General features: G+C 52.5%; 18 protein-coding genes and 1 riboswitch. Of the genes, 10 read left to right on the forward strand and 8 right to left on the reverse strand.

Features of this window, described 5'->3' with window-relative positions:
• Positions 1-897, reverse strand: an 897-nt coding sequence (locus J3482_RS16350; protein WP_206922742.1) for an IS256 family transposase, incomplete at its 3' end; no start/stop codon positions are given.
• A 271-nt stretch (positions 898-1,168) separates the two neighbouring features.
• Here J3482_RS16350 and J3482_RS16355 point away from each other — a divergent pair.
• Both J3482_RS16355 and J3482_RS16360 read left to right on the forward strand, forming a co-directional pair.
• Positions 1,169-1,639, forward strand: coding sequence for a GNAT family N-acetyltransferase (locus J3482_RS16355; protein WP_021298538.1), 471 nt, complete (start codon positions 1,169-1,171; stop codon positions 1,637-1,639).
• A 152-nt stretch (positions 1,640-1,791) separates the two neighbouring features.
• A complete protein-coding gene (locus J3482_RS16360; RefSeq protein ID WP_146824595.1) occupies positions 1,792-2,298 on the forward strand; it encodes a hypothetical protein in 507 nt (168 codons plus the stop codon).
• 130 nt (positions 2,299-2,428) lie between these two features.
• Here J3482_RS16360 and J3482_RS16365 read toward each other — a convergent pair whose 3' ends face one another.
• From J3482_RS16365 to J3482_RS16375, 3 genes are all read right to left on the reverse strand, one after another.
• Positions 2,429-3,760 carry a hypothetical protein gene (locus J3482_RS16365; protein WP_021298540.1) on the reverse strand — a complete coding sequence of 444 codons (1,332 nt, stop codon included), beginning with the start codon at positions 3,758-3,760 and terminating at the stop codon, positions 2,429-2,431.
• A gap of 95 nt (positions 3,761-3,855) precedes the next feature.
• Positions 3,856-4,845: a DMT family transporter gene (locus tag J3482_RS16370; protein WP_021298541.1), complete on the reverse strand. Its 990-nt coding sequence runs from the start codon at positions 4,843-4,845 to the stop codon at positions 3,856-3,858.
• Positions 4,846-5,327: 482 nt separating this feature from the next.
• Positions 5,328-5,474, reverse strand: a complete 147-nt coding sequence (locus tag J3482_RS16375; RefSeq protein ID WP_021298542.1) for a hypothetical protein — start codon at positions 5,472-5,474, stop codon at positions 5,328-5,330.
• Positions 5,475-6,075: 601 nt separating this feature from the next.
• Here J3482_RS16375 and J3482_RS16380 point away from each other — a divergent pair.
• Both J3482_RS16380 and J3482_RS16385 read left to right on the forward strand, forming a co-directional pair.
• Positions 6,076-6,291, forward strand: coding sequence for a hypothetical protein (locus tag J3482_RS16380; RefSeq protein WP_021298543.1), 216 nt, complete (start codon positions 6,076-6,078; stop codon positions 6,289-6,291).
• Positions 6,292-6,306: 15 nt separating this feature from the next.
• A complete protein-coding gene (locus J3482_RS16385) occupies positions 6,307-6,600 on the forward strand; it encodes a spore coat protein (RefSeq protein WP_021298544.1) in 294 nt (97 codons plus the stop codon).
• A gap of 133 nt (positions 6,601-6,733) precedes the next feature.
• Here J3482_RS16385 and J3482_RS16390 read toward each other — a convergent pair whose 3' ends face one another.
• On the reverse strand, positions 6,734-8,113 hold the full coding sequence (locus J3482_RS16390) for a sugar porter family MFS transporter (RefSeq protein WP_021298545.1): 1,380 nt from the start codon (positions 8,111-8,113) through the stop codon (positions 6,734-6,736).
• Positions 8,114-8,531: 418 nt separating this feature from the next.
• Here J3482_RS16390 and J3482_RS16395 point away from each other — a divergent pair, with 418 nt between their 5' ends.
• The 4 genes from J3482_RS16395 (at position 8,532) to J3482_RS16410 (ending at position 14,831) form a co-directional block, all read left to right on the forward strand.
• The gene (locus J3482_RS16395) at positions 8,532-8,966 is read left to right on the forward strand and encodes a MarR family winged helix-turn-helix transcriptional regulator (RefSeq protein WP_021298547.1); all 435 of its coding nucleotides are present in this window, start codon (positions 8,532-8,534) and stop codon (positions 8,964-8,966) included.
• A gap of 55 nt (positions 8,967-9,021) precedes the next feature.
• Entirely contained in the window at positions 9,022-9,387 is a 366-nt protein-coding gene (locus J3482_RS16400) for a CidA/LrgA family protein (protein WP_021298548.1), read from the forward strand.
• Positions 9,377-10,054, forward strand: coding sequence for an LrgB family protein (locus J3482_RS16405; protein WP_021298549.1), 678 nt, complete (start codon positions 9,377-9,379; stop codon positions 10,052-10,054). Before J3482_RS16400 ends, J3482_RS16405 begins: the two co-directional genes overlap by 11 nt.
• Positions 10,055-10,418: 364 nt before the next feature.
• Positions 10,419-14,831: a PolC-type DNA polymerase III gene (locus tag J3482_RS16410; protein WP_236018312.1), complete on the forward strand. Its 4,413-nt coding sequence runs from the start codon at positions 10,419-10,421 to the stop codon at positions 14,829-14,831.
• 116 nt (positions 14,832-14,947) lie between these two features.
• Here J3482_RS16410 and J3482_RS16415 read toward each other — a convergent pair whose 3' ends face one another.
• Entirely contained in the window at positions 14,948-15,895 is a 948-nt protein-coding gene (locus tag J3482_RS16415; RefSeq protein ID WP_206917223.1) for an ROK family protein, read from the reverse strand.
• A 234-nt stretch (positions 15,896-16,129) separates the two neighbouring features.
• Positions 16,130-17,308: a formate-dependent phosphoribosylglycinamide formyltransferase gene (gene purT, locus J3482_RS16420; RefSeq protein ID WP_206922743.1), complete on the reverse strand. Its 1,179-nt coding sequence runs from the start codon at positions 17,306-17,308 to the stop codon at positions 16,130-16,132.
• A 71-nt stretch (positions 17,309-17,379) separates the two neighbouring features.
• A riboswitch (ZMP/ZTP riboswitch) is annotated at positions 17,380-17,459 on the reverse strand.
• Between the two features lie 191 nt (positions 17,460-17,650).
• Here purT and J3482_RS16425 point away from each other — a divergent pair.
• Together J3482_RS16425 and J3482_RS16430 are read left to right on the forward strand one after the other, a co-directional pair.
• A complete protein-coding gene (locus J3482_RS16425; RefSeq protein ID WP_206922744.1) occupies positions 17,651-18,370 on the forward strand; it encodes a 3-ketoacyl-ACP reductase in 720 nt (239 codons plus the stop codon).
• A 357-nt stretch (positions 18,371-18,727) separates the two neighbouring features.
• Positions 18,728-20,131: a sugar porter family MFS transporter gene (locus J3482_RS16430; protein ID WP_328702732.1), complete on the forward strand. Its 1,404-nt coding sequence runs from the start codon at positions 18,728-18,730 to the stop codon at positions 20,129-20,131.
• Positions 20,132-20,232: 101 nt separating this feature from the next.
• On the opposite strand, the gene J3482_RS16435 is transcribed toward J3482_RS16430, so the two are convergent.
• The gene (locus J3482_RS16435) at positions 20,233-20,634 is read right to left on the reverse strand and encodes a hypothetical protein (protein WP_206917234.1); all 402 of its coding nucleotides are present in this window, start codon (positions 20,632-20,634) and stop codon (positions 20,233-20,235) included.
• Positions 20,635-20,841 lie beyond the last annotated feature (207 nt).

The following is a 20,841-nucleotide window of genomic DNA, read 5'->3' on the forward strand; positions in this document are numbered from 1 at the left end:
TTGCTCCACAACGACAGACAGTTGCTGCTTGGCAGCTTCCTGCGTCGGTTGAGCAAAGATCGTTCGGACAATGGATGAAACCATCGCCTGTGACGCTCTTGGCACCTGGCTAAGAATATTGCGCATTGTGTGGACGCGGCAGCGCTGCCACGTGGCTCCGGTCAGCGCAGAGCCAATCGCACTGCGAAGTCCCTCATGTGCATCGCTAATCGCCAACTGCACGCCTCGCAGTCCACGTGCGACCAGGCTGCGGATGAACGTGAGCCAAAATGAGCCGTCTTCGCTTGTGCCAATGTCAAATCCCAGCACTTCACGCTCACCGGTGTCTCGTACGCCAATGGCAATGACAAACGCCATGCTCTGCACCCGTCCACCTTCTCGCACTTTCGGGAAGGTCGCATCTAGCCACAGATACGGGTACGTGCCCTCAAGCGGGCGGTTCTTGAAGTCCTGCACGACGTCGTCGAGCTCTTTGCAGATTCGAGAGACTTCACTTTTGCTAAGCCCCTGAATTCCCATGGATTCAACCAATTCATCCACCTTACGGGTGCTCACGCCATGCACGTACGCCTCTTGAACCACCGACAACAGTGCCTTCTCAGCTTTCCTCCGAGGCTCTAGCATACTGGGGAAGTAGCTCCCCTTACGGAGCTTCGGGATCTGAAGGTCAATGGTTCCGACACGGGTATCCCATTCCCGTTTTCTGTGCCCATTACGGCTATTGCTGCGCTTCTCACTGCGTTCATACCGTTCAGCACCGATCAGGGAACTCACTTCAGCCTCCATCACAGCCTGGGTGAGGACTCTCAGCCCCTCTTTCAAGAAATCTACATCCCCGTCATCCAATCCGATCTTGCGGATTAGCTCCAAAAGTGCGATCTTGTCTGTAGAAGCCATCGATGTGCCTCCTCTACTATTTGCTCGACACTTTTAGTAGATTGCACTCGATGGCTTTCTCGTCAAGATCCAGCCGTGGAATTTACACCACTACATAAGACTTTAACCTCATGTTCGCCCGAAAAGGTGCACTGTAAACAATGCATCTATAAACGTTGCTGAATCTGTATCCTCAGTTGAATCTTCGTTTCTTTGGTCAGAGTCCCCATTGACCTTCTCCTTACGTCAACGTGTAGACTTTGTTTCGAAGTTCCGGAAGGAGTGCGGTCTGATGATACGTTCGTTTGAAGATGCAGATGCGCAATACATCATTGACGCCCATTATGATATTTACCATCGGGAGTACGGTTATGACTTATCTTTCAAAGATTTTATTTCGAATAGCGTGAACGACTTTATATCCAAAGGAGACAGGACAAGTGAGCATATATGGATTCTAGATATCCAGCAAAGTCCAAAGGGGTCTATTGTGTTAACAAGAGTGGACGATAAAACAGCACAAATCCGACTGTTTCTTGTCGAGCCAGAATTTCGTGGGCTCGGTTATGGTCGGAGTTTAATTCAACAAGCGATTGACTTTGCCCGCCTCAATCATTACGAAACGATTATCCTGTGGACGAATCGTTCATTGAAATCCGCACGCCATTTGTACGGAAAATTTGGTTTTAAACTTGTAGAACAGAAGATGAGCGTTTTATCGAATCAATTGCTAATTGAAGAACGCTGGAGCTTGACTCTCTAAACAGGGGACAGGCCATCGACGTGGACAGCGCATCGAATCCTCCTCTGGGCACCCCAGTTCATGCTTGAACGCCTAGCTTCATACAATATCGCATGGTTGTCTTGTCGCCTTCGTTGTATGAGGTACTCGCGAGACGGTATGGGGGTTCGAGCATGGCACCATCACGGTTTCTGGCGAAAAAACGGAAGAAGTCAAAGATTCGCGTTTGGCTACTGTTGGTGTCCCTCCCGCTTTTTATCCTTGTGTTGATTGAACTGTACAAATGGCTTATTCCGTTCAACACGGTCAATCCGCTCTGGCGGGATGCAACTGTGGGTGAGACGGTCATTGGGGATTGGAAATACGAGGGGTATGACGAAGAAGGTTACCTGAAATTTTACAATCACGGTCAGACGCATTTGCTCCCGCCAACGTCGCATTTATTGGCGCTAGACGGGCAGTTTGTCGTCGTTGAAGAATCATCCCCAAACTCCATCACGTTCGCGCCAAAGTTGTATCAAGCGATTCCCTTTCACTGGATTTTGTCTATGTTTGGGTTTTTGCTGTTGGTTTTGCTTGGCGGCTATTGGTATGTGCGCAGGCGTTTGCACGCGCACCACAAACGCTTGGTAGATTTGCTGTCTCGACAACGGGGGTTTCGACCGCGTAAACGAAATTGAGTGGCTAAAGAGGGAAGTATCTTTGTGGGGCGCACAAGTAGGACCAAAGTTGAGTCAAGTTCCCCTATTCTTTGGCCCTACAGAATCGCCTTGCGCAGCCTAAATATCGTTACGCGGTTGCGGGTTGTGCTTATTGTGCGCCGTCGGTTGGCAGATCTGCTGGTGGCGTGATGGTGACATCCTGATAGGTGTAGCTGACTTTCATGGTTTCGTGCAAGCTGATGCTTGTGACGTCTTTCGTGATGTCATCGGTTGGATCCGTCGAAGGAATGCTCTTTGTTGGCAGGTTCATATCCAATGTCATATTTTCGGCTGTCAGTTGATCTTCGCCGTTGACCGGTTGCACGGTGAATTGTACAGTTTCCTTCATATTTTTGAGCACCGTGTCGATGAGTTGGCCCAATTGGTCTGGGGTTATACCGGAGTCGTCGGTGCCGCTGGAGGCTTCTGCAGTAATGGCGTCCATGATGGGCGAGAGCATCTGCTGGATGGCGGTGTTGTCGAGGGTTGCGGTATAGGTCGTTGTGTCACCGCTCTTCGTCGCTTGAATGTTCCGCAGTGCCGTGAAGTCGACGTCGTTCGTCGGCAATTCTGACTCAAGTTCCGTAAGCGTTTGTTCCGCGCTCGTCTCTTCTTGCCACCCTTGTCCTTCATTCACCCATACTTTTGTCCCTTGGATGTACTCTTGAATCGTTGGAAGAGACCCGGACGACGAATTTGTATCTCCAGGCAACGGGATGGTGGAGGAATTGTCCCCGTCTGATGACAGCGTTGGTTGAATCGAAATATATGTGGCCTTCTCACCATTGACGGTCCCCGTTTGTGCGGTCATGTTCATTGACATGTCCAATGACGACAAGGCGCCTTGTAGATCTGTTTGGCCTTGTGGCGTGAGATTAAATTGGATGTGCTCCGTCATCGTTCCCGTAAGTTGAGAATTCGGCGCGGCTTGCGCATTTTCCATTGCAGTCTCTAAAGTATGCACGAGAGGTGTTTGTACTTGTAAGGACGATCCGTCGTTATCCACCTGGAGGCCCAATTTTTGCAAGACGGTTGTAAGGTCCGTCAGTCGAAGATAGGTTGTGCGTTGGTGCGAGGCCGGATCGACTGCGACAAGCTTTGGCAACTTGAGCGCCGAATTTCCATCGATCACGACGGCAACTTGATTATCCGGAATGTTCGCGACTTTCTTTGCAACGACTTGACTGCCTGTAGAGGTGATGGCCCAGGTATTTCCTTTCCAGGTACTTTGGATGCCGGCGGATTTCAAAACCTGCATGACGTACCAAGCTGGTGTATATGTTTGTCCACCTTTGCTTATCAGGTTCGGGGATGCGATGGTGTCGTTGTTTAAGACAAGGGTACCGGTCGTGGGTTTATTGGTAGTTGCAGCGAGCGCGACAGGACTACTGACAGCCAAAACGGTCAGTGCGGTCGCAAGACTGGGGATCCATTTTTTCATGCGTTAACCTCCTGCATAGGAATCGGTAACCCATCAATTCGGTTACAATTCCTATTCTACCATATTTGTGCAGTGTGATGGTTGAGGTTTCTACATCATTCGCTTTGTTCTGATTTGCTCCGGGCCAGGATGGTGACCGTCGTTAGAATGCAGATTGCGCCGAGGATGGAGGACCAGCTCATCGGCACGTGAAGGATCGCGACGGTGAGAATGGTTGCGGATAGAGGCTCGCCGCACGCTAGAAGACTGGCTTCCGATGCTGAGATGTACTTTAAGCTAGCAATGTAGATATAGAAGGCGAGCAGCGTTCCAAACAACGTGACAAATCCTACGAGAAACCAGGTCCCAGGTCCGCTGTGGCCGGAAAATGTCCATGGTGGAGCCATCAGGCTCATCCCGATGCCACCGATGAGCATGCCCCATCCCATGACGGTGGAAGCGCCATACGTTCGTAGCAATGCTGCGGGGTAGAGCGTGTAAAACGCGAGCGTGATGGCCGAGATTAACCCCCATACCACAGCCAACGGAGCAATGGATAAACTGTGCCAATTCCCGTTTGTGACGAGGAATAGCACCCCGAGGAGCGCGATGAGGACTGCCGTCAACTGTTTGACGCTCGGCATTCGGCGACGTCGCAATGCCACATAAATGGTGATAAAAATGGGGCCTAAGTATTGAAGCAGGGTACCCGTGGCCGCATTTCCATAGCGAATGGAGGCGAAGTAGGAATACTGCACGCCAAGAAGACCAATGATGCCAAGCAGCACGATGCCAAAAGCATCCCTTTTATTTTTCCAGATAGCGAAGGTGTGCGCGAACCCGAATCGGGCAGACAAAGCAATCAATAGTAGCAAGCCGGAGGTCGTCATGCGCACGCTGACTAACCAAGCGGGATTTAACCCGTCGCGCTGAAATAGCACCTGCGCGGCAGTCCCGGACACGCCCCAGAGTACAGCGCCGAGTAGGACCATGGTAATTCCTTTTATATGGCGGTATTTGCCGTGAATGACGCTGTCAGATGTCGTTTCATGAACCGTCGATGGATTTCGCCCGAGTTCGATATGGAGTGGTTGCCGAAATTCCACACGTGTCACCTCCCGTAGATGTGATCAGTATGGAAGACGACAAAGCGCTCCGTCAAGGCGTGCGTCGATGGCGCGCATCGCTGTAAGAAGTGGCTTTCGAAGCGGTTGTTCGAAGTGACTGGGGGTAGTTGGAAGTGCCTGTGTGAAGGTTTGTTTAGAATTCGAAATGGTTTGATGCGCATGGGTAGACAAGATGAGTCATAAGTCTAGAAGAGAGGACGAAGGGGCGGTTGAGATTCGGAGAAGATAAATAGGGAATTACCCACCACTGGAGTACAGATGGTACAAAACTGGAGTTCGTCGCCGGAAAATGGGCGTAGTGGGCTCGATTTTTTGCCTACGGTATTTTTCCTATGGTCATCATTGGACTCACCACTCGGACATCCGTATTTTGTGATGCACGGACAACTGGATACGACGCCTTGGGTTGTCTTTAGGTTGTTGATAGTCATTGCCTGCTGCTCTGTGTATCGTGTGTTACGTTACGCTTTTGCTTTTTCTCGAGCGCGTACGACGCGGTTGAGCCCACCTAACTGTGTTTTTACACCGAGCTTGCTCGCAGCTTCCTGTTCACTGAGTCCCTGTTTTTGAAGTTTACGTAGTTGCTCTGCCATCTTATAAATTAACATGACGGCTACACCTCCTTGCTTTTAATATACCTTGGTTGCGTGCTGATTCATGTAGATAAATCGTGCATTTTGTGTATCAAAATTGTGACAGAATCTGATTTTTCACATGGACGGCTACATGTTTTGTGACGGATGGGAACCCTGCACGCGAATTTGTGCGGGCAGGCGTCTTGATCCGGTTGAGCCGTGGGGGCGTGTCGTGTGGGTGGCGCGCGGGTGGAGCATGTGCGGGGCGCGGAGCACGGCGAATCGTGTGACACGCGGCAAATAAGGTACAAAATCTGCTCTAATTCTGGATTTGGCCAGGTTCAGCAGCGTTAAGACACAAAAAATACCTTATCTACTCAAAAGCTACCCGATAAAGGCTGAAAACCGAGCATTAGTGCATTTTTCGTGTCTTATTGGCACCGGCAGACATGCGAATGTCTTATTAAGACAATCCCCGCCAGCGCGGACTCCTCGAACATCCCGCCGCCACCTCACATTTTCCGCTTGCGCGCCGGATCACGCTGCCACGCACCATCACCGCATCCTGCCGCCACTTCCGCATGCCCGTCTTGGAAGACGGACACCTTAGTCTGTGGAAGTGGAGGTGAAGATCATGGCAGATTCTATGTTGGCACCGCATGAGACGATGGAAGTTCACGAGTTGTTGGCGTTTAAAAATGTGTGTATGACGAAGTCCGTCACGATGAAAGCGTTGGTCAGTGACGAGAAATTGAAAAACCTTCTGCAAACTTGTGTGTCGACGGATAAACAACATATTCAAGACTTGCAGGGGTTGCTTTCTAGGGGAACGTCTACATCCATTCAATAAGAAGGAGGTGATCGTATGAACCCGATTGTCGAAAATCTTACGGGTACAGCAGCCATGACAGATCAAGTTGTCACCGCAGATCTTCTGGTGTCCATTAAGACCGGTGTTCGGAATTATGCGATTGCTTTGACGGAGACGACATCGCCGGATGTTCGGGCCGTGCTGCGTCGGCATCTGGATGACGCTATCTATGCGCATGAGCAAGTGAGTAACTATATGATGGAAAAAGGATGGTATCACGCACACGATGTGTCGAAGCAGATTCAGCTCGACATGCAGAATGCCAACACCGCGTTAGGGCTTCAATAGGCTTCAGTCGTCATCAGGAAGTTTCAGCGGGCCTGTTGCGTCTAAGTGCGGGAGCTGGTACGTGGTTGGAGAAATGAAGAAGGGGGTTGTCCCACGTCAGGTCCTGTGACCAAACCGGGACAACCCCTCTTTGTCAAAGGGTGATCGAATTCTGATTGCTGCTCATCCAGTCACGCTCAATTTGTTCGAGCGATTTGCCCTTGGTCTCCGGTACCACCCAGAGGGTGAAGAAGAATGCGAAGATAGCCATCAGGCAGAACACCCAGAACGTAATGGCTGCGCCCGCATCGTCGAGAAGAATCGGGAACATTTGCGACACGAGGTAATCTGCAGCCCAAAGCGCCACGGAAGCGATAGCGGTTGCACGCCCACGAATGCGCGTCGGGAAGATTTCCGCCATGATGAGCCAGACAATCGGGCCAAACGAGACCGCAAATGCGGCGACGAATACCAAGACGAGAATGAGGACGAGCGTACCCGTATTGCCCGTGTGGAACGCATAGCCAATGATGAGAAGGCTGATGGCCATAATGGCGGATCCGATGAGCAACAGAACCTTGCGGCCGACTTTGTCGATGAGCCAGACCGATACTAATGTGAAAACGAGGTTGACGAGACCTACGATAATGGTTTCAACCATGGTTGAATCCGTACCGGCGCCGGTTTCTTTAAAGATCTCCGGGGCATAGTACATAATCGCGTTGATGCCAATGACTTGCTGAAGAATCGCCAGGATGATGCCGACAGCGAGTGCCACGCGAAATCCAGGTTTAAACAGGTGTTTGAGGGTGCCCGTTTCCGACTGCAACGACTTACGGATTTCTTGCATCTCTATAGCTGCTGCTTCCGTGCCGTTGACGCGTTCGAGAATACGTTCTGCTGCACTTGTGCGCCCTTGCTTTTCAAGCCATCTTGGGCTCTCCGGCACGGTGAATAGGAGTGCCATAAAGATGATGCCAGGGACAATACCAAGGCCAAACATCCAGCGCCAGCCGGTGTTTACGTCCCAAGCGTGCGTACCGGCCTCGGTGACACTGCGGTTGACGAAATAAATTGCCGAGATGCCGATGACGCAGGCGAGTTGATTGAGCGACACCAGGCGACCGCGGTGCTTCGTGGGTGCAATTTCCGCGATGTACAGCGGGACCAGTGTGGAAGACACGCCGATGCCGACGCCGCCAATGATTCTCGCGATAACGAACTGCGTAATCGTTGCGGCGATGGCGGATCCGATGGATCCGATACAGAACAGGATAGCTGCCGTGATTAGCATCTTCTTGCGCCCGAAGCGGTCGCTGAGTGCGCCGGCGAACGCTGCCCCGACGATGGCGCCAATCATCAGGCAAGATACGGCCCATCCGACCATTCCGGGGCCGAGTGTGAATTTAATTTGCATGAAAGGGCTGGCACCGGAGATGACTGCGGTGTCATAGCCAAAAAGCAGACCACCAATGGCCGCCACGATGGATACGAGTGTGACAAAGCCAATGCTGGCTTTCTGTGTAGACGCCACTCTTGTTCACTCCTTATCTCTTGAAAGCGTGCAACTGAACGCGCACAAACGCCCCTTGTCCAAGAGGCGGCAATCCGTATTATGGCGTTTTGTGCGCGTATGTGCAAATTTGTGATAGTTTATAATGGAGAAGCCCGCGTTTTAGTGATGATTTGTGCGTACTTATGTGATGGTATTGAAAGTGCGGTAGCATCAGAGGTGGGGACGGTGCGGCGGACGCGTGAATGGAAATGTGTGGTCTACATGTTTCATTGATTCGCATGACGACCGAGGCTTACAATCAGTGCATACCTAGTACCCCTCAGATATGCATCAACCCCATGGCCTCGTACCGTCTGCTCCGTCGGTACGGGACATTTTTGTTTTTGGGCGATTTTGAATCGGCTGTGAGACTTTCGGGTGTTTTGGGGGATGGATGTTGGACACAGAAAGAGACAACATTGATGTGATTCAATACGAAGTTGCGCTTCTCGTGCGACGTGCCATGGCGTTTAGCGCGCTGCATCAGCAACTTGGAGCACTGGATAGGCCGTCGTACCTGCTGCTTCGTCAACTCAAAGAATCGGGTGCCGTCGGACTGAAGGACCTCGCGGATATACACCATCTGGATAGGTCGACCATCAGCCGCCAAGTCGCTGCGCTGCAGGCGAAGGGGTTGGTTCGGCGGATTCCTGATCCCATTGATGGGCGCATGAGCGCGTTTGAAATTACCGCGCGAGGACTCGAGAGATTAAATAAAACCATGGAAATTCGACATGGGCGATATGCAGCGCTGTTGGCATCGTGGTCAGATGAAGACCTCGCGAAGTTTGGGGAGTTCTTGTCGCGGCTCAATCGGACGTTTATCGATTGAGCCCTTTGATGATCTTTTCAGCCAGACAGTTACAGCTTAAGACAGGTGGGGGAAAATGAAACAGATTGTTGCAGTGGCGATTCTAGTGCTCTTTTCACTGTTTGGCGACGCGGTGACGATGTGGACGCACGTGCAGATTCCCGGAAGCATCATCGGCCTTGTGCTGCTTTGGCTTCTTCTCCAATTGCGGGTGATTCCTGTTGGTTGGGTGGAGCCGGGATCGAAATTGTTGTTGTCCCAAATGCTGCTGTTTTTCGTTCCATCGGCGGTTGGCGTGATTCAATACTTACCGCTCTTGCGCGCGGAAGGCTTGCGTTTGGTGCTGGTTATCGCGTTGAGCACGATTGCCGTCATGATTGTCAGCGGTGGAATGACGGAACTCTTTGTTATCATCAAACGGAGAATGCGCCATGGTCATTGAGATCTTCAGTTTTTGTGTCACCATATTTTTCTTTATCGTGTGTCGCTGGATTTACAAAAAGGCCAAGTTTGATTTGCTGACGCCGATATTAATCACGCCACTTCTCTTAGTGGCGTTGTTGCTGGTGGCGCATATTCCATATGGGCAGTATCGCTCGGGCACTTCCATCATCACGTATTTTTTGCAGCCGGCGACCGTCGCTTTCGCGGTTCCGTTGTACCAGAACTTTCAGCTGCTCAGAAAGAATATCATGGAGATGGTCGTCAGTATCCTGTCCGGCGTTTTCATCGCAATTGTCGCAGCGTATTTCATTGGGAAACTCATGCATCTCAATTTGACGTTGATTAAAAGTATGGTGCCGAAAAGTATCACGACGCCGATCGCGATGGACGTCTCCAACGCGCTTGGCGGCAATCCGACCTTGACGGCGGTGTTTGTGATCATTACGGCACTGACTGGAATTACGATTGGCCCTATCGTCGTTCGCATGTTGCGGATTCGCACACCGATTGCGCGCGGCGTGCTGTTTGGTACAAGTGCCCACTCAGCAGGTACCAGCAAGGCGTTTGAGTTCGGTGAGGTGGAGGGGGCGATGAGCAGTATCTCGATGATTATCGCTGCGATTGTCACCTTGTTTCTCGCGCCGTACTTGGTTCCCGTACTCTAGCAGGCGGCGCGCTGTCGTCACCGCTGTCATCACGAGGAACCAGACTTTGTGCAACGAGTAGGAATCATCATCCAAATCTCGAATTCATTTCAAGGAATGGTTGGCATGGAATGAAAGGGTTGGGATAGATGAGGACTGCTCGTTTTTATGTTGTTCTAGTCGGTCTTGTGCAATTGCCGATGAACAGGACGGAGAATGGGCGATGAGGCGTCTTGTACGTTCTCGATTGTCGACCGAAGCGGCCCTAATTCTCATGAACATTGGCGCCAACCCGTGGTACACTCATAGATGTTGAGTGATAGACATCGTAAAATCTGTTGCGAAGCGATTTCGCCTGATAGATGTGACGCGGAGGGTTAGAAGCATGCAACAGGATGATTTGAATGCGCCTCAAGCGGCAGATGAAGTCAATTTGCCGAGGGACGTGGTCGAGCGCATTGTCTCGCGGGTTGTGGTGAACCCCACAGTCAATCGCGTCGACATTTTTTTGATGCCACTGGAGCTGTCGAATGTAGATGAAGGCGGCACGTCGGCGGTCTGTCAGCAGTATATCAAGGATTATCGCTCCCTGCAGGAAGCCGTCCAGTGTTTTACCGCGTATGGTGCCACAGTAACTTACGCATTCGCCTATGCGCCACCGGCCTACGATGAGACGTGTACGGCGTCGATGCTGGACGCGTTATTGGAATGGTATCAGGAGGATGAGATGATTGCCGCCACATGGCTGCGCCAGGCGCAACGGCGGTTTGACGAGGGTCAACTGACGTTTTTGGTCAGCAATGCGGCGGAACAACAGTCTCTGGAGCGCAAAGGCGCGCTTGTGTGGTTGTCGCAGCAAATGAAGTCGCTGTTCGGCGTGGACCTGAAAGTTTCGGTTCAGCTTGACGGTGCTGCGGACGATAAGGCAGAGGCGTTGCGCCAGAAGTTGCTCGAGGAAGAGCGCAAGCACGTCGAACAGGTGATGATTGAACAGGAGCAAGCGCAGCGCGAGCAGGCGCAGATGGCGGAGAAAGAGGCGCCCCCGTCCTCTCAGGGGGATAGGGGGTACCGGCGGGATCGCCGAAATGACGAGCCTGTGGAACCTTTGCATATCGGTCGGGCGATTGACGGGCCTATCACGTCGATGAAGGAGATTCAAGACGAGATGCGGCGCGTGGCTGTCGAGGGGCGCGTCTTCCAGTCGGAGGTGCGAACGCTCCCGAGTGGGCGCACGCTCGTGCAGTTCAACATCACAGACAATGCGGATTCCATCACGGCGAAGATGTTTGTGAACAACGACCGCCAACTCGAGGCATTGTCTGGGTTGAAGGATGGCGTCTACGTACGGGTACAGGGGCAGGTGCAGTACGATACCTTCCTCAAGGAACTGGTGCTATTGATTCAGGATATGCGTCCGGCTGAAGGCAAAGTGCGCAAGGACACGGCGCCCGTGAAGCGTGTCGAATTGCACGCGCATACGCCGATGTCGGCTTTGGATGCTGTCGTGCCGGTCAAAGATTTGATCGGACAGGCAGCCAAATGGGGACACCAGGCGATTGCGATTACGGACCACGGGGTGGTTCAGTCGTTCCCCGAGGCCTACAGCGTGGCGAAAAAGAACAATCTCAAGTGCTTGCTTGGGTTGGAAGCGTACGTGGTTAACGACGGAGTGCCGATTGTCTACCAATTGGACGGGAACAACGATGTGCAAATTGACGATTCGACGACATGGGTCGTCTTTGATACTGAGACGACAGGCCTCAACTCCTCTGAACACACGCTCATCGAGATTGCGGCCGTGAAAGTGCGCGGCAACGAGATTGTCGAAGAGTGGACAGAACTGATTGATCCGGAAGTGGAGATCAGCCAAAAAATTATGGAGCTCACACATATCACCAACGAAATGGTGCGGGGCAAGCGGAAACTGCACGAAGTCCTGCCGGATTTTCGTGAATTTGTGGGCGACGCGGTGCTCGTGGCCCACAATGCCGAGTTCGACTTGGCGTTTTTGCGGGCGTGTGCGAAGCGCATTGGTATGGAGCCGTGGACCAACGTCGTACTCGATACGTTGCCCTTGGCGCGCAAGCTGTACCCGCGGGAACGCAATTACCGGTTGGGGACGTTGGCCAAAAAATTCTCGGTCGATCTCGTCAACGCCCACCGCGCCCTCGACGACACGGTGGCCTTGGCGAAAGTCTTTCAGTATATGCTCAAGGACGCCATCGACCAGGGCTTCACGACGGTGTCGCAATTAAATGACGACGATGGACAGATTGACTATACGAGTGTGCGTCCATTCCACCTGACGGTGCTCGTGCAGAACAAGGTGGGGTTGAAGAACCTCTACAAGATTGTGTCGGAGTCGCACACGAAGTACTTGTACCGCGTGCCGCGCGTACCGCGAAGCTTGTTGGTCAAGTACCGCGAAGGGCTCTTAATTGGCTCGGCTTGTCAGAATGGCGAAGTGTTTGATGCGTTACTGCGTGGTAAGACTGGGGAAGAACTCGAGCAAATTGCGGAGTTCTACGACTACCTGGAAATTCAGCCGCCAGCGCATTACAAACCGCTTTTGCGCAATGAGATCATCCCGTCGATTGAGTCGGTGAAGGACTACCATCGGACCATCATCGACATTGCGCGGCGCCTCGGCAAGCCGGTTGTCGCGACGGGGGACGTGCATTTTTTGAACCCGGAGGACGCCATTTTCCGTGATATTTTCTTGAAGTCGCAAAAAGACCCGAACGCGGACGACCAGCCGCCGCTGTATTTCATGTCAACGGACGAGATGCTTGAGGCGTTTTCCTATCTGGGGCCGGAATTGGCCGAGGAAATTGTCGTCACGAACACGAATCGCATCGCCGATATGATTGAGGACGTCTCGCCAATCCCGGATAAGCTGTACACGCCAAAAATTGAGGGCGCTGAAGAGGAAATCCGTGATATGTGCTACGCCAAGGCGCACGAATTGTACGGTGAGGTATTGCCGGAGATTGTCGAGAAGCGGCTGGAGAAGGAATTGAACTCTATCACGACGCACGGCTTCTCAGTTATCTATCTCATCTCGCACAAAATTGTCAAGAAGTCGCTGGATGACGGGTACCTGGTTGGGTCCCGTGGGTCGGTCGGTTCGTCGTTCGTGGCGACGATGTCCGATATCACAGAGGTCAATCCGCTGCCGCCGCACTACCGCTGTCCGAGCTGTAAATACAGTGAGTTTATCGCGGACGGATCCGTCGGCTCTGGGTTTGATTTACCGGACAAGGCGTGCCCGAAGTGTGGAACCGAATTGGACAAGGACGGACACGATATCCCATTCGAGACGTTCCTCGGATTTAAAGGCGATAAAGTGCCTGATATCGATTTGAACTTCTCCGGGGAGTACCAGGCGCAAGCGCACGCTTACACCAAGGTGCTGTTTGGTGAAGATTACGTGTATCGCGCAGGGACGATTGCGACGGTTGCCGAGAAGACGGCCTTTGGTTACGTCAAAAAGTATGCGGAAGAAAAGGGCTGGAACCTGCGCAACGCGGAAATGACGCGGCTCGTTCAGGGATGCACGGGCATTAAGCGCACAACCGGTCAACATCCAGGTGGTATTCTCGTCGTGCCTGACTACATGGATGTCTACGATTTTTGTCCGATTCAGTATCCGGCGGATGATAAGGATGCAGAGTGGCGCACGTCGCACTTCGACTTCCACTCCATCCACGATAACTTGCTCAAACTCGATATTCTCGGTCATGACGATCCCACCGTCATTCGCATGTTGCAGGACTTGACGGGATTAGACCCGAAAAAAATTCCGACGGACGACCCAGCTGTGATGTCGCTGTTCTCGGGTACGGAGGCGTTGACGGTTGATCCTAACCATCCGGTGACACCTGAGCGGATTCGTTCGAAAACGGGTACGTACGGTATTCCGGAGTTTGGGACGAAATTTGTCCGGCAAATGCTTGAGGATACGAAACCGAGTACGTTTGCGGAGCTGCTGCAGATTTCGGGTCTGTCTCACGGCACCGACGTGTGGCTGAACAACGCGCAAAAGTTGATTCAGGATAACGTCTGTAAGCTCAAGGACGTCATTGGTTGCCGCGACGATATCATGGTCTACCTGATTTACGCTGGGCTGGAGCCATCACTCGCCTTTAAAATTATGGAGAGTGTGCGTAAGGGCAAGGGCCTCACGCCTGAGATGGAAGAGGAAATGAAGCGCAACAACGTGCCAGATTGGTACATTTGGTCGTGTAAGCAGATTAAGTATATGTTTCCGAAAGCGCACGCCACGGCGTATGTGTTGATGGCGGTTCGCATCGCCTACTTCAAGGTGCATTATCCGTTGGAATTCTATGCGACCTACTTCTCTGTGCGCGCGGACGATTTCGATCTCGACATCATGGGCAAAGGCTACGACGCCATTCGCGCGAAAATCGAGGAGATTGAGGCGAAGTCGTTCCAGGCGTCACCGAAGGAGAAGTCGCTTTTGACGGTGCTTGAGATGGCGCTGGAAATGACGGCTCGCGGTTTTCGTTTCTTGCCGCTGAGTCTCTATGAGTCGGATGCGACGAAATTTAAGGTGGTTAAGGAACAAAACGGCTTGTTGCCACCGTTTGCGGCGCTGGATGGCGTCGGCGAGTCGGCTGCCAAAAGTATCGCCGAAGCGGCGAAAGAGGGCCCGTTCCTCTCTGTCGAAGATCTTCAGGAGCGCTCGCGCGCATCGAAGACGGTCATTGAATTATTGGACGCCCACGGCTGTTTAGAGGGTTTGCCGTCGTCGAATCAATTGTCTTTGTTGTTGTAAGTGGTTTTGGGCCATTCTGCGGGGGATTCCTTGCCGGATGGCCCTGTTGGCATGTGTGAATGCGGTCGTCTCACGGATGCGCTGCGTGCACATCTCCATTCGCGTGTTTTCTCAGATTATCGCCGTAAACTTTCACGCTGTGATACCAGGCGGGAGGCGCCAATGACACCCGCATCGTTGGTCAGCTTTGCAGCGCGCACGGTGCACGCGTCCGCCACGAGGTGCAGCGCGTATCGGCGAAACGCTTCCGTCACTGGGCGGAGGAAGACGTCCCCGGCCTTGGAGATGCCGCCGCCAATTAGAATGGTATCGGGATTGACCGTACCGGCGATGATGGATAGGCCAAAACCAAGCCAATCCGCAGCTTCATCGATAATCTGTTGTGCCATCTTGTCGCCTTTGTCGGCGAGGTCAAAAATGGTCTTGGCTTCGTCAATCGCGACTTCGTCAGACAATTGGCCTGATGCTTGCAATTCTTTGGCGCGGCGTACCATGGCGGTCGCAGACGCGACGGTTTCCAGGCAACCTCGCCGACCACAATGGCAGGGTAGGCCGCCTTTGTCGACTGTCAGGTGACCGACCTCGCCAGCCATGCCGTTGACACCCCGATACAGCCGTTGGTGAACCACAAACCCGCCACCAACCCCTGTCCCAACCGTCACGCAGACCAGCGCGAGCGCGTGTTGGCCAGCGCCAATCCAGGATTCTGCGAGCGCGGCCACTTTGGCGTCGTTCTCCATGACGACAGGGAGATGAAATGCATTTTCCGCGATTTGAATAAACGGAATGTTTTCCCATCCAATGTTCGGTAATTTGATGATTTCCCCCTTTTTCAGATCTAAAAATCCAGGTAGTCCGACCCCGACGCCAACGACGTCTGAAATGCTACAAGCAGCCTTTTCTACGACCTGATGCAGAACGCCCTGCAGTTCGTTGCAGACGTCCTCAGGGCGCCTGTGAAGATTTGTGGCAAATGATGAGCGGGTGACGATTTCTCCCTTTTCTGTGACCAATGCGGTCTTAATACTTGTCCCGCCGACATCGACTCCGAAATACAGTGTCACAGATTGGCTCCCCCTTCAGCAGACGTCCGTAATCCCGGCTGTTCTTCGAGATTGAGTCCTTTTGTATATCTCTTACACGACATAGGGTAATGACAAAGGCCCGACGGAATTCCTGATGCGGGTGGTAAATTGCGGATCATCAAATACCCTCAGCAGTCAGCTGAGGGTATTTGGGAGACGCGCACGGCGTAAGTGGTTGCGTGTGATGGCAACCTGCGCGCTATTCTACAGCCTTTAGGGACGGGTGATTTCAATGCCACTAGCAGCAGTTTCTGCCCGGGCACGCGCGGTTGCAACGTCGCTTCCGGCGCTTAAGACAACACCCAGGCGGCGGCCCACGGTCGCAGTTGGTTTCCCGAACAGGCGAACTTGCGTCTGGGGCACCGCGAGCGCTTTGTCGATCCCGCCCACTTGATAAGCATCACTCGCGATGGGGGATTTTAAGGCTCGGCTTGCGCCAGGTGTGCGGAGCGTGATTTCGCTGATGGGGAAGCCGAGAATCGCCCGCACGTGGAGTGCGAATTCGGACAAATCCTGGGTGATTAGGGTAACGAGACCGGTGTCGTGTGGCCGCGGGGACACTTCGCTAAAATACACTTTGTCAGGGGCAATAAACAATTCCACGCCAAACACGCCATAACCGCCTAGGGCGTCTGTGATTGATTTGGCGATATGCTCTGCTTCCAGGCGTTGCGCATTCGTAAGGTTGTGCGGCTGCCACGACTCAATATAGTCGCCGTCCTTTTGAACGTGTCCAATTGGTGCACAGAAGTTGGTACCGGAGGTAGAGCGTACAGTTAAGAGCGTGATCTCGGAGTCGAATTGGACAAATGACTCGACGATGACGCGGCTGTTTCGCACACGGCCGCTTTCCATGGCATAGGCCCAGACGGACTCGACTTCGTCCGGCGATTGACAAACGCTTTGTCCCTTCCCAGATGAACTCATAATGGGTTTGACGACACATGGGGTTCCAATTCGGCCGACGGCTCTGCGCAGTTCGTCGAGCGAATCGGCAAATTCGTAGCGGGCCGTCGGGAGATTTAATGTTTCCGCCGCGAGCCGGCGGATGCCTTCTCTGTCCATCGTGAGTTGTGCCGCCCGCGCTGTCGGGACGACGTGCAGCCCCTGTGCTTCAAGTTCGACCAAGGTCGTCGTTGCGATGGCTTCAATCTCTGGGACGACGAGATCTGGACGCTCGCGTTCAATGACCGCGCGCAACTGTGCGCCGTCTGTCATGTCAATGACGTGCGCGCGGTGTGCGACTTGCATCGCGGGGGCATTTTTGTAACGGTCAACTGCAATTGTCTCGACACCGAGTCGTTGTGCCTCGAGTACAACTTCTTTTCCTAGTTCACCTGCGCCAAGTAGCATCATCTTTTTGGCCTTTTTGGATAGTGGGGCTCCGTACATGTCTCTTCGACTCCTTTGCCGTAATGACTAGTCAACATACAAGCGACATAAAAACCGCCTGGGATCTTTGTACAAGATGCCCAGGCGGTCGGCGATAACAGATTACATTCCCTTGTGGTGACCCACGAATCCGCCAGTTATGTAATCGGGATTGATATTTGCATTTTTACAGTCGAATCGTAGCATACGAACGCGCGCTTTTTCAAGGTCAATCACAAGGTCAAGTAAAGGATACTGCAACACATGAGTGACGCGATTTGGAAGTTTGCAGGATGAGGAGTATTCTTTTGATCTGGGACCTTCGTCGTTGAGATAGAGACGAAGGGCAAGGAGGGGTTACATATGGATTTACAAAACAAAGTTGCACTGGTGACTGGGGCTGGCAAGGGTATTGGCCGGTCTATCGTCGAACGTTTGGCAAAAGAAGGGGTTCACGTTGGACTTTTGGCTCGAACACAGCAGGATTTAGAGCAAGTGTCTGCACATGTGCGAGAGACCTATGGCGTCAAAACGGCCATCGCGCCGGTTGATATCACCGACCGCAAGGCGGTTGACGAGGCTGTTCAGAAGCTGCATCAGGAGCTGGGTTCTGTCGATATATTGGTCAATAATGCAGGTACGGCGCAATTTGGGCGCATCATTGACATGGACCCGGAAGTCTGGGAGCGCATGATTCAAGTCAATCTGATGGGGACGTATTACGTGACCCGTGCGGTACTTCCAATCATGGTGGCGCAGAACGTTGGTAACATCATTAACATCAGTTCGACAGCAGGTGAACGGGCATCTGCGACGACTTCTGCGTATTCGGCGTCGAAGTTCGCTATCATGGGCTTCACGGAGTCGTTGATGCAAGAAGTTCGCAAGAATAACATCCGGGTGACGGCGCTGGCGCCGAGTACCGTTAACACGGAATTGGCCGCAAGTGCGGGCCTTAAGATTGGCGATGAGGATCACATGATGCAACCGGAGGATGTGGCCGAATTAGTGGTGGATGTTTTGAAATTGCCGCAGCGCGTATTTGTGAAGAATGCGGGCTTGTGGATGACGAATCCACAGTAAGGTATAGGATTCGAAAACATAGCCCATATTTATCCACGAACTTGATGTGTATAGACCTCTTCTCACTGGGAAGATTACCGTGCAGGAGGTTGATGTACCGCAAAAACGAAATGATATTTCGAATCTGTGGTGTAATCAACGTGCCTATGCGAAAAGACGGCGAAAGCCGTCTTTTCGTGTTTATACGGGTTTATGTTTTCCGGAACTTTGACCTGCCTGTGGCTGAGCTTTGGTGTCAAGGGTGTCAGGCGGCGCGTGAAAAGTGGCCGATGCGGTTACATTACCATTGGGTTTTGGGATTCGTGTGCAAGGTCGGTAGGCCAGTTTCAACATTTGGTCATCAAAGTGAATTGTGAGGTGAGTGTATTGAGCAGGCAACAGGCAGAAGGGACGAATCTTGGCTTTGTGACACTCGTGTCGATTGTCGCGGCAATTGGCGGCTTGTTGTTTGGTTACGACACAGCGGTGATTTCCGGTGCCATCGTGTTTATGCAACAAAAATTCCACTTAGGCCCAGGGATGCAGGGGTGGGCGGTGTCCTGCCTCATGATTGGCGCTATCGTCGGAGCCGGATTTGCCGGCTTTCTGAGTGACCGCTTTGGTCGTAAGAAAATGCTGATTGTCGCTGGATTTCTGTTCGTCATTGGCTCCATCGGTTCAGCACTCCCAGCAACCATCACGGAGTTTGTATGGGCCCGCATTGTCGGTGGTATCGGTATCGGAATTTCCTCCACGTTGGTGCCACTCTATATCGCTGAAATTGCGCCCGCGCGACACCGCGGGAGCCTCGTCTCGTTAAACCAACTAGCGGTCGTTATTGGTATTTCGGCGATTTATTTCGTCAATATGTGGGTGGCGAATCTCGGTTCACCAACATGGGATATCGAATCGGCGTGGCGGTGGATGTTTGGCCTGGGCGTAGTACCTGGTGGGCTATTTATTATCCTCTTGCTGTTCGTGCCTGAAAGCCCTCGGTGGTTGGAGCGGCATGGCCTCGGGGACAGAGCGCTTCAGATATTGACCCGTGTGAATGGTCCAACAAGAGCCCGGGTTGAGCTGTCGGAAATCCGTGATACGCTCAACGACGAGTCGGGGAACATTGGATTATTGTTTCGACCAGGGTTTCGCGTTGCGTTGTTGGTCGGTGTGGTCTTGGCCATCCTACAACAAGTCACGGGGATTAATGCGATTATGTATTACGCTCCAGAGATTTTTAAGCAAACTGGGGCCGGCACCAACGCATCGCTGATTGAAACCGTCATTACTGGCGCAGATAACTTGGTGTTTACACTAATTTCGTTGTGGTTGATCGATCGCGTCGGACGCAAAGTCCTCCTCCTCATTGGTTCTGCTTTTATGACGGTGAGCATTGCCATCGTCGGGTACGCCTTTTATACGGGGAACACGGCAGGACCGCTCGTGCTCGTGTTAATTCTGGTGTTTGTCGCGGCGTTCGCGGTTTCCTTTGGACCGATTGTCTGGCTCGTCATGGCAGAAATTTTTCCCACGAGTATTCGAGGGCGGGCGACTGCGATTGCATCTGTGGCACTTTGGATTGCGGATTACGCAGTGTCTCAGTCATTCCCGGTTCTTTTGAACAGCGTCGGCGCTTCCAGTACCTTTTGGACGTTTGGTATTTTGTCGCTGGTGGCGTTCATCTTTACGCTTGCGCTGGTACCAGAGACAAAGGGTAAGACACTTGAAGAAATCGAGCGCTCCTGGGGTCGGCGGGGTACGCAATCTACATCGACAGGGCGTTAGACGATAGGTCGTTCATTTGGTCGCCAATCTCTCGCTGTGCCACACAAACACGGTTGCCGATGATTGGGGCACCGCGTTTGTGTGGCATTTGCGTGCGATTGTCACGCCATTCGCGCAGACGGGCGCGGGGATGGGGAGAGTTCACGAAGTTTCATGTTCGACCAGTGTTTGACGTCGTTTAATAAAACATAGTAATCCCGTTCCTCCAATGAGTTGCTGGGCGTACTTTCGGAAAGTGCCTCTTCGATGAGGTGACAACCGTGTTGCCAAAGCCAGTCGTACGGCTCGGTACTGGAATCACGCATTGTCAAATACACAGCCGCGATGTTTGTGAGCGTGAGAAATAGGGTCTTTTCGGAATCGGCGTCTACTTCATCTGCACCATTGCGGATTCCTTCGTGAACCGTAAATTGCATTTTAAATCCGTTCCATCCTCCTGCAGGAATTTTCCCATCAATCCTGTAGTTTTTACATGGCTTCGAATACGTGGCGGTGGACTGCATGCCGTAGTTCCTCCCTCCTGTTATCGCAAATTGTAGGGAACAACTGCACGCAATTTAGAACCCAGGTTGTTCCCCGGTTGTCCCGGTCGTAGATTCCTTGTTGAAATTCTCGATTCGCAATCATGGCGATAGGGTTTTCACCAAGCCACACACCATTTCCATTCAATTGTCATGCTTTGGTTATGGCAGAACGTGTCGATCCGGTGT

It is taken from the genome of Alicyclobacillus suci (assembly GCF_017329615.1).
GTDB lineage: Bacteria > Bacillota > Bacilli > Alicyclobacillales > Alicyclobacillaceae > Alicyclobacillus > Alicyclobacillus suci.

Bases quoted from the DNA above. Each gene is read 5' to 3' on its own strand.
- J3482_RS16355 (WP_021298538.1), top strand. From the start codon at position 1,169: ATGATACGTTCGTTTGAAGATGCAGATGCGCAATACATCATTGACGCC.
- J3482_RS16360 (WP_146824595.1), top strand. From the start codon at position 1,792: ATGGCACCATCACGGTTTCTGGCGAAAAAACGGAAGAAGTCAAAGATT.
- J3482_RS16365 (WP_021298540.1), bottom strand. From the start codon at position 3,760: ATGAAAAAATGGATCCCCAGTCTTGCGACCGCACTGACCGTTTTGGCT.
- J3482_RS16375 (WP_021298542.1), bottom strand. From the start codon at position 5,474: ATGTTAATTTATAAGATGGCAGAGCAACTACGTAAACTTCAAAAACAG.
- J3482_RS16380 (WP_021298543.1), top strand. From the start codon at position 6,076: ATGGCAGATTCTATGTTGGCACCGCATGAGACGATGGAAGTTCACGAG.
- J3482_RS16385 (WP_021298544.1), top strand. From the start codon at position 6,307: ATGAACCCGATTGTCGAAAATCTTACGGGTACAGCAGCCATGACAGAT.
- J3482_RS16400 (WP_021298548.1), top strand. From the start codon at position 9,022: ATGAAACAGATTGTTGCAGTGGCGATTCTAGTGCTCTTTTCACTGTTT.
- J3482_RS16405 (WP_021298549.1), top strand. From the start codon at position 9,377: ATGGTCATTGAGATCTTCAGTTTTTGTGTCACCATATTTTTCTTTATC.
- J3482_RS16410 (WP_236018312.1), top strand. From the start codon at position 10,419: ATGCAACAGGATGATTTGAATGCGCCTCAAGCGGCAGATGAAGTCAAT.
- purT (WP_206922743.1), bottom strand. From the start codon at position 17,308: ATGTACGGAGCCCCACTATCCAAAAAGGCCAAAAAGATGATGCTACTT.
- J3482_RS16425 (WP_206922744.1), top strand. From the start codon at position 17,651: ATGGATTTACAAAACAAAGTTGCACTGGTGACTGGGGCTGGCAAGGGT.
- J3482_RS16435 (WP_206917234.1), bottom strand. From the start codon at position 20,634: ATGCAGTCCACCGCCACGTATTCGAAGCCATGTAAAAACTACAGGATT.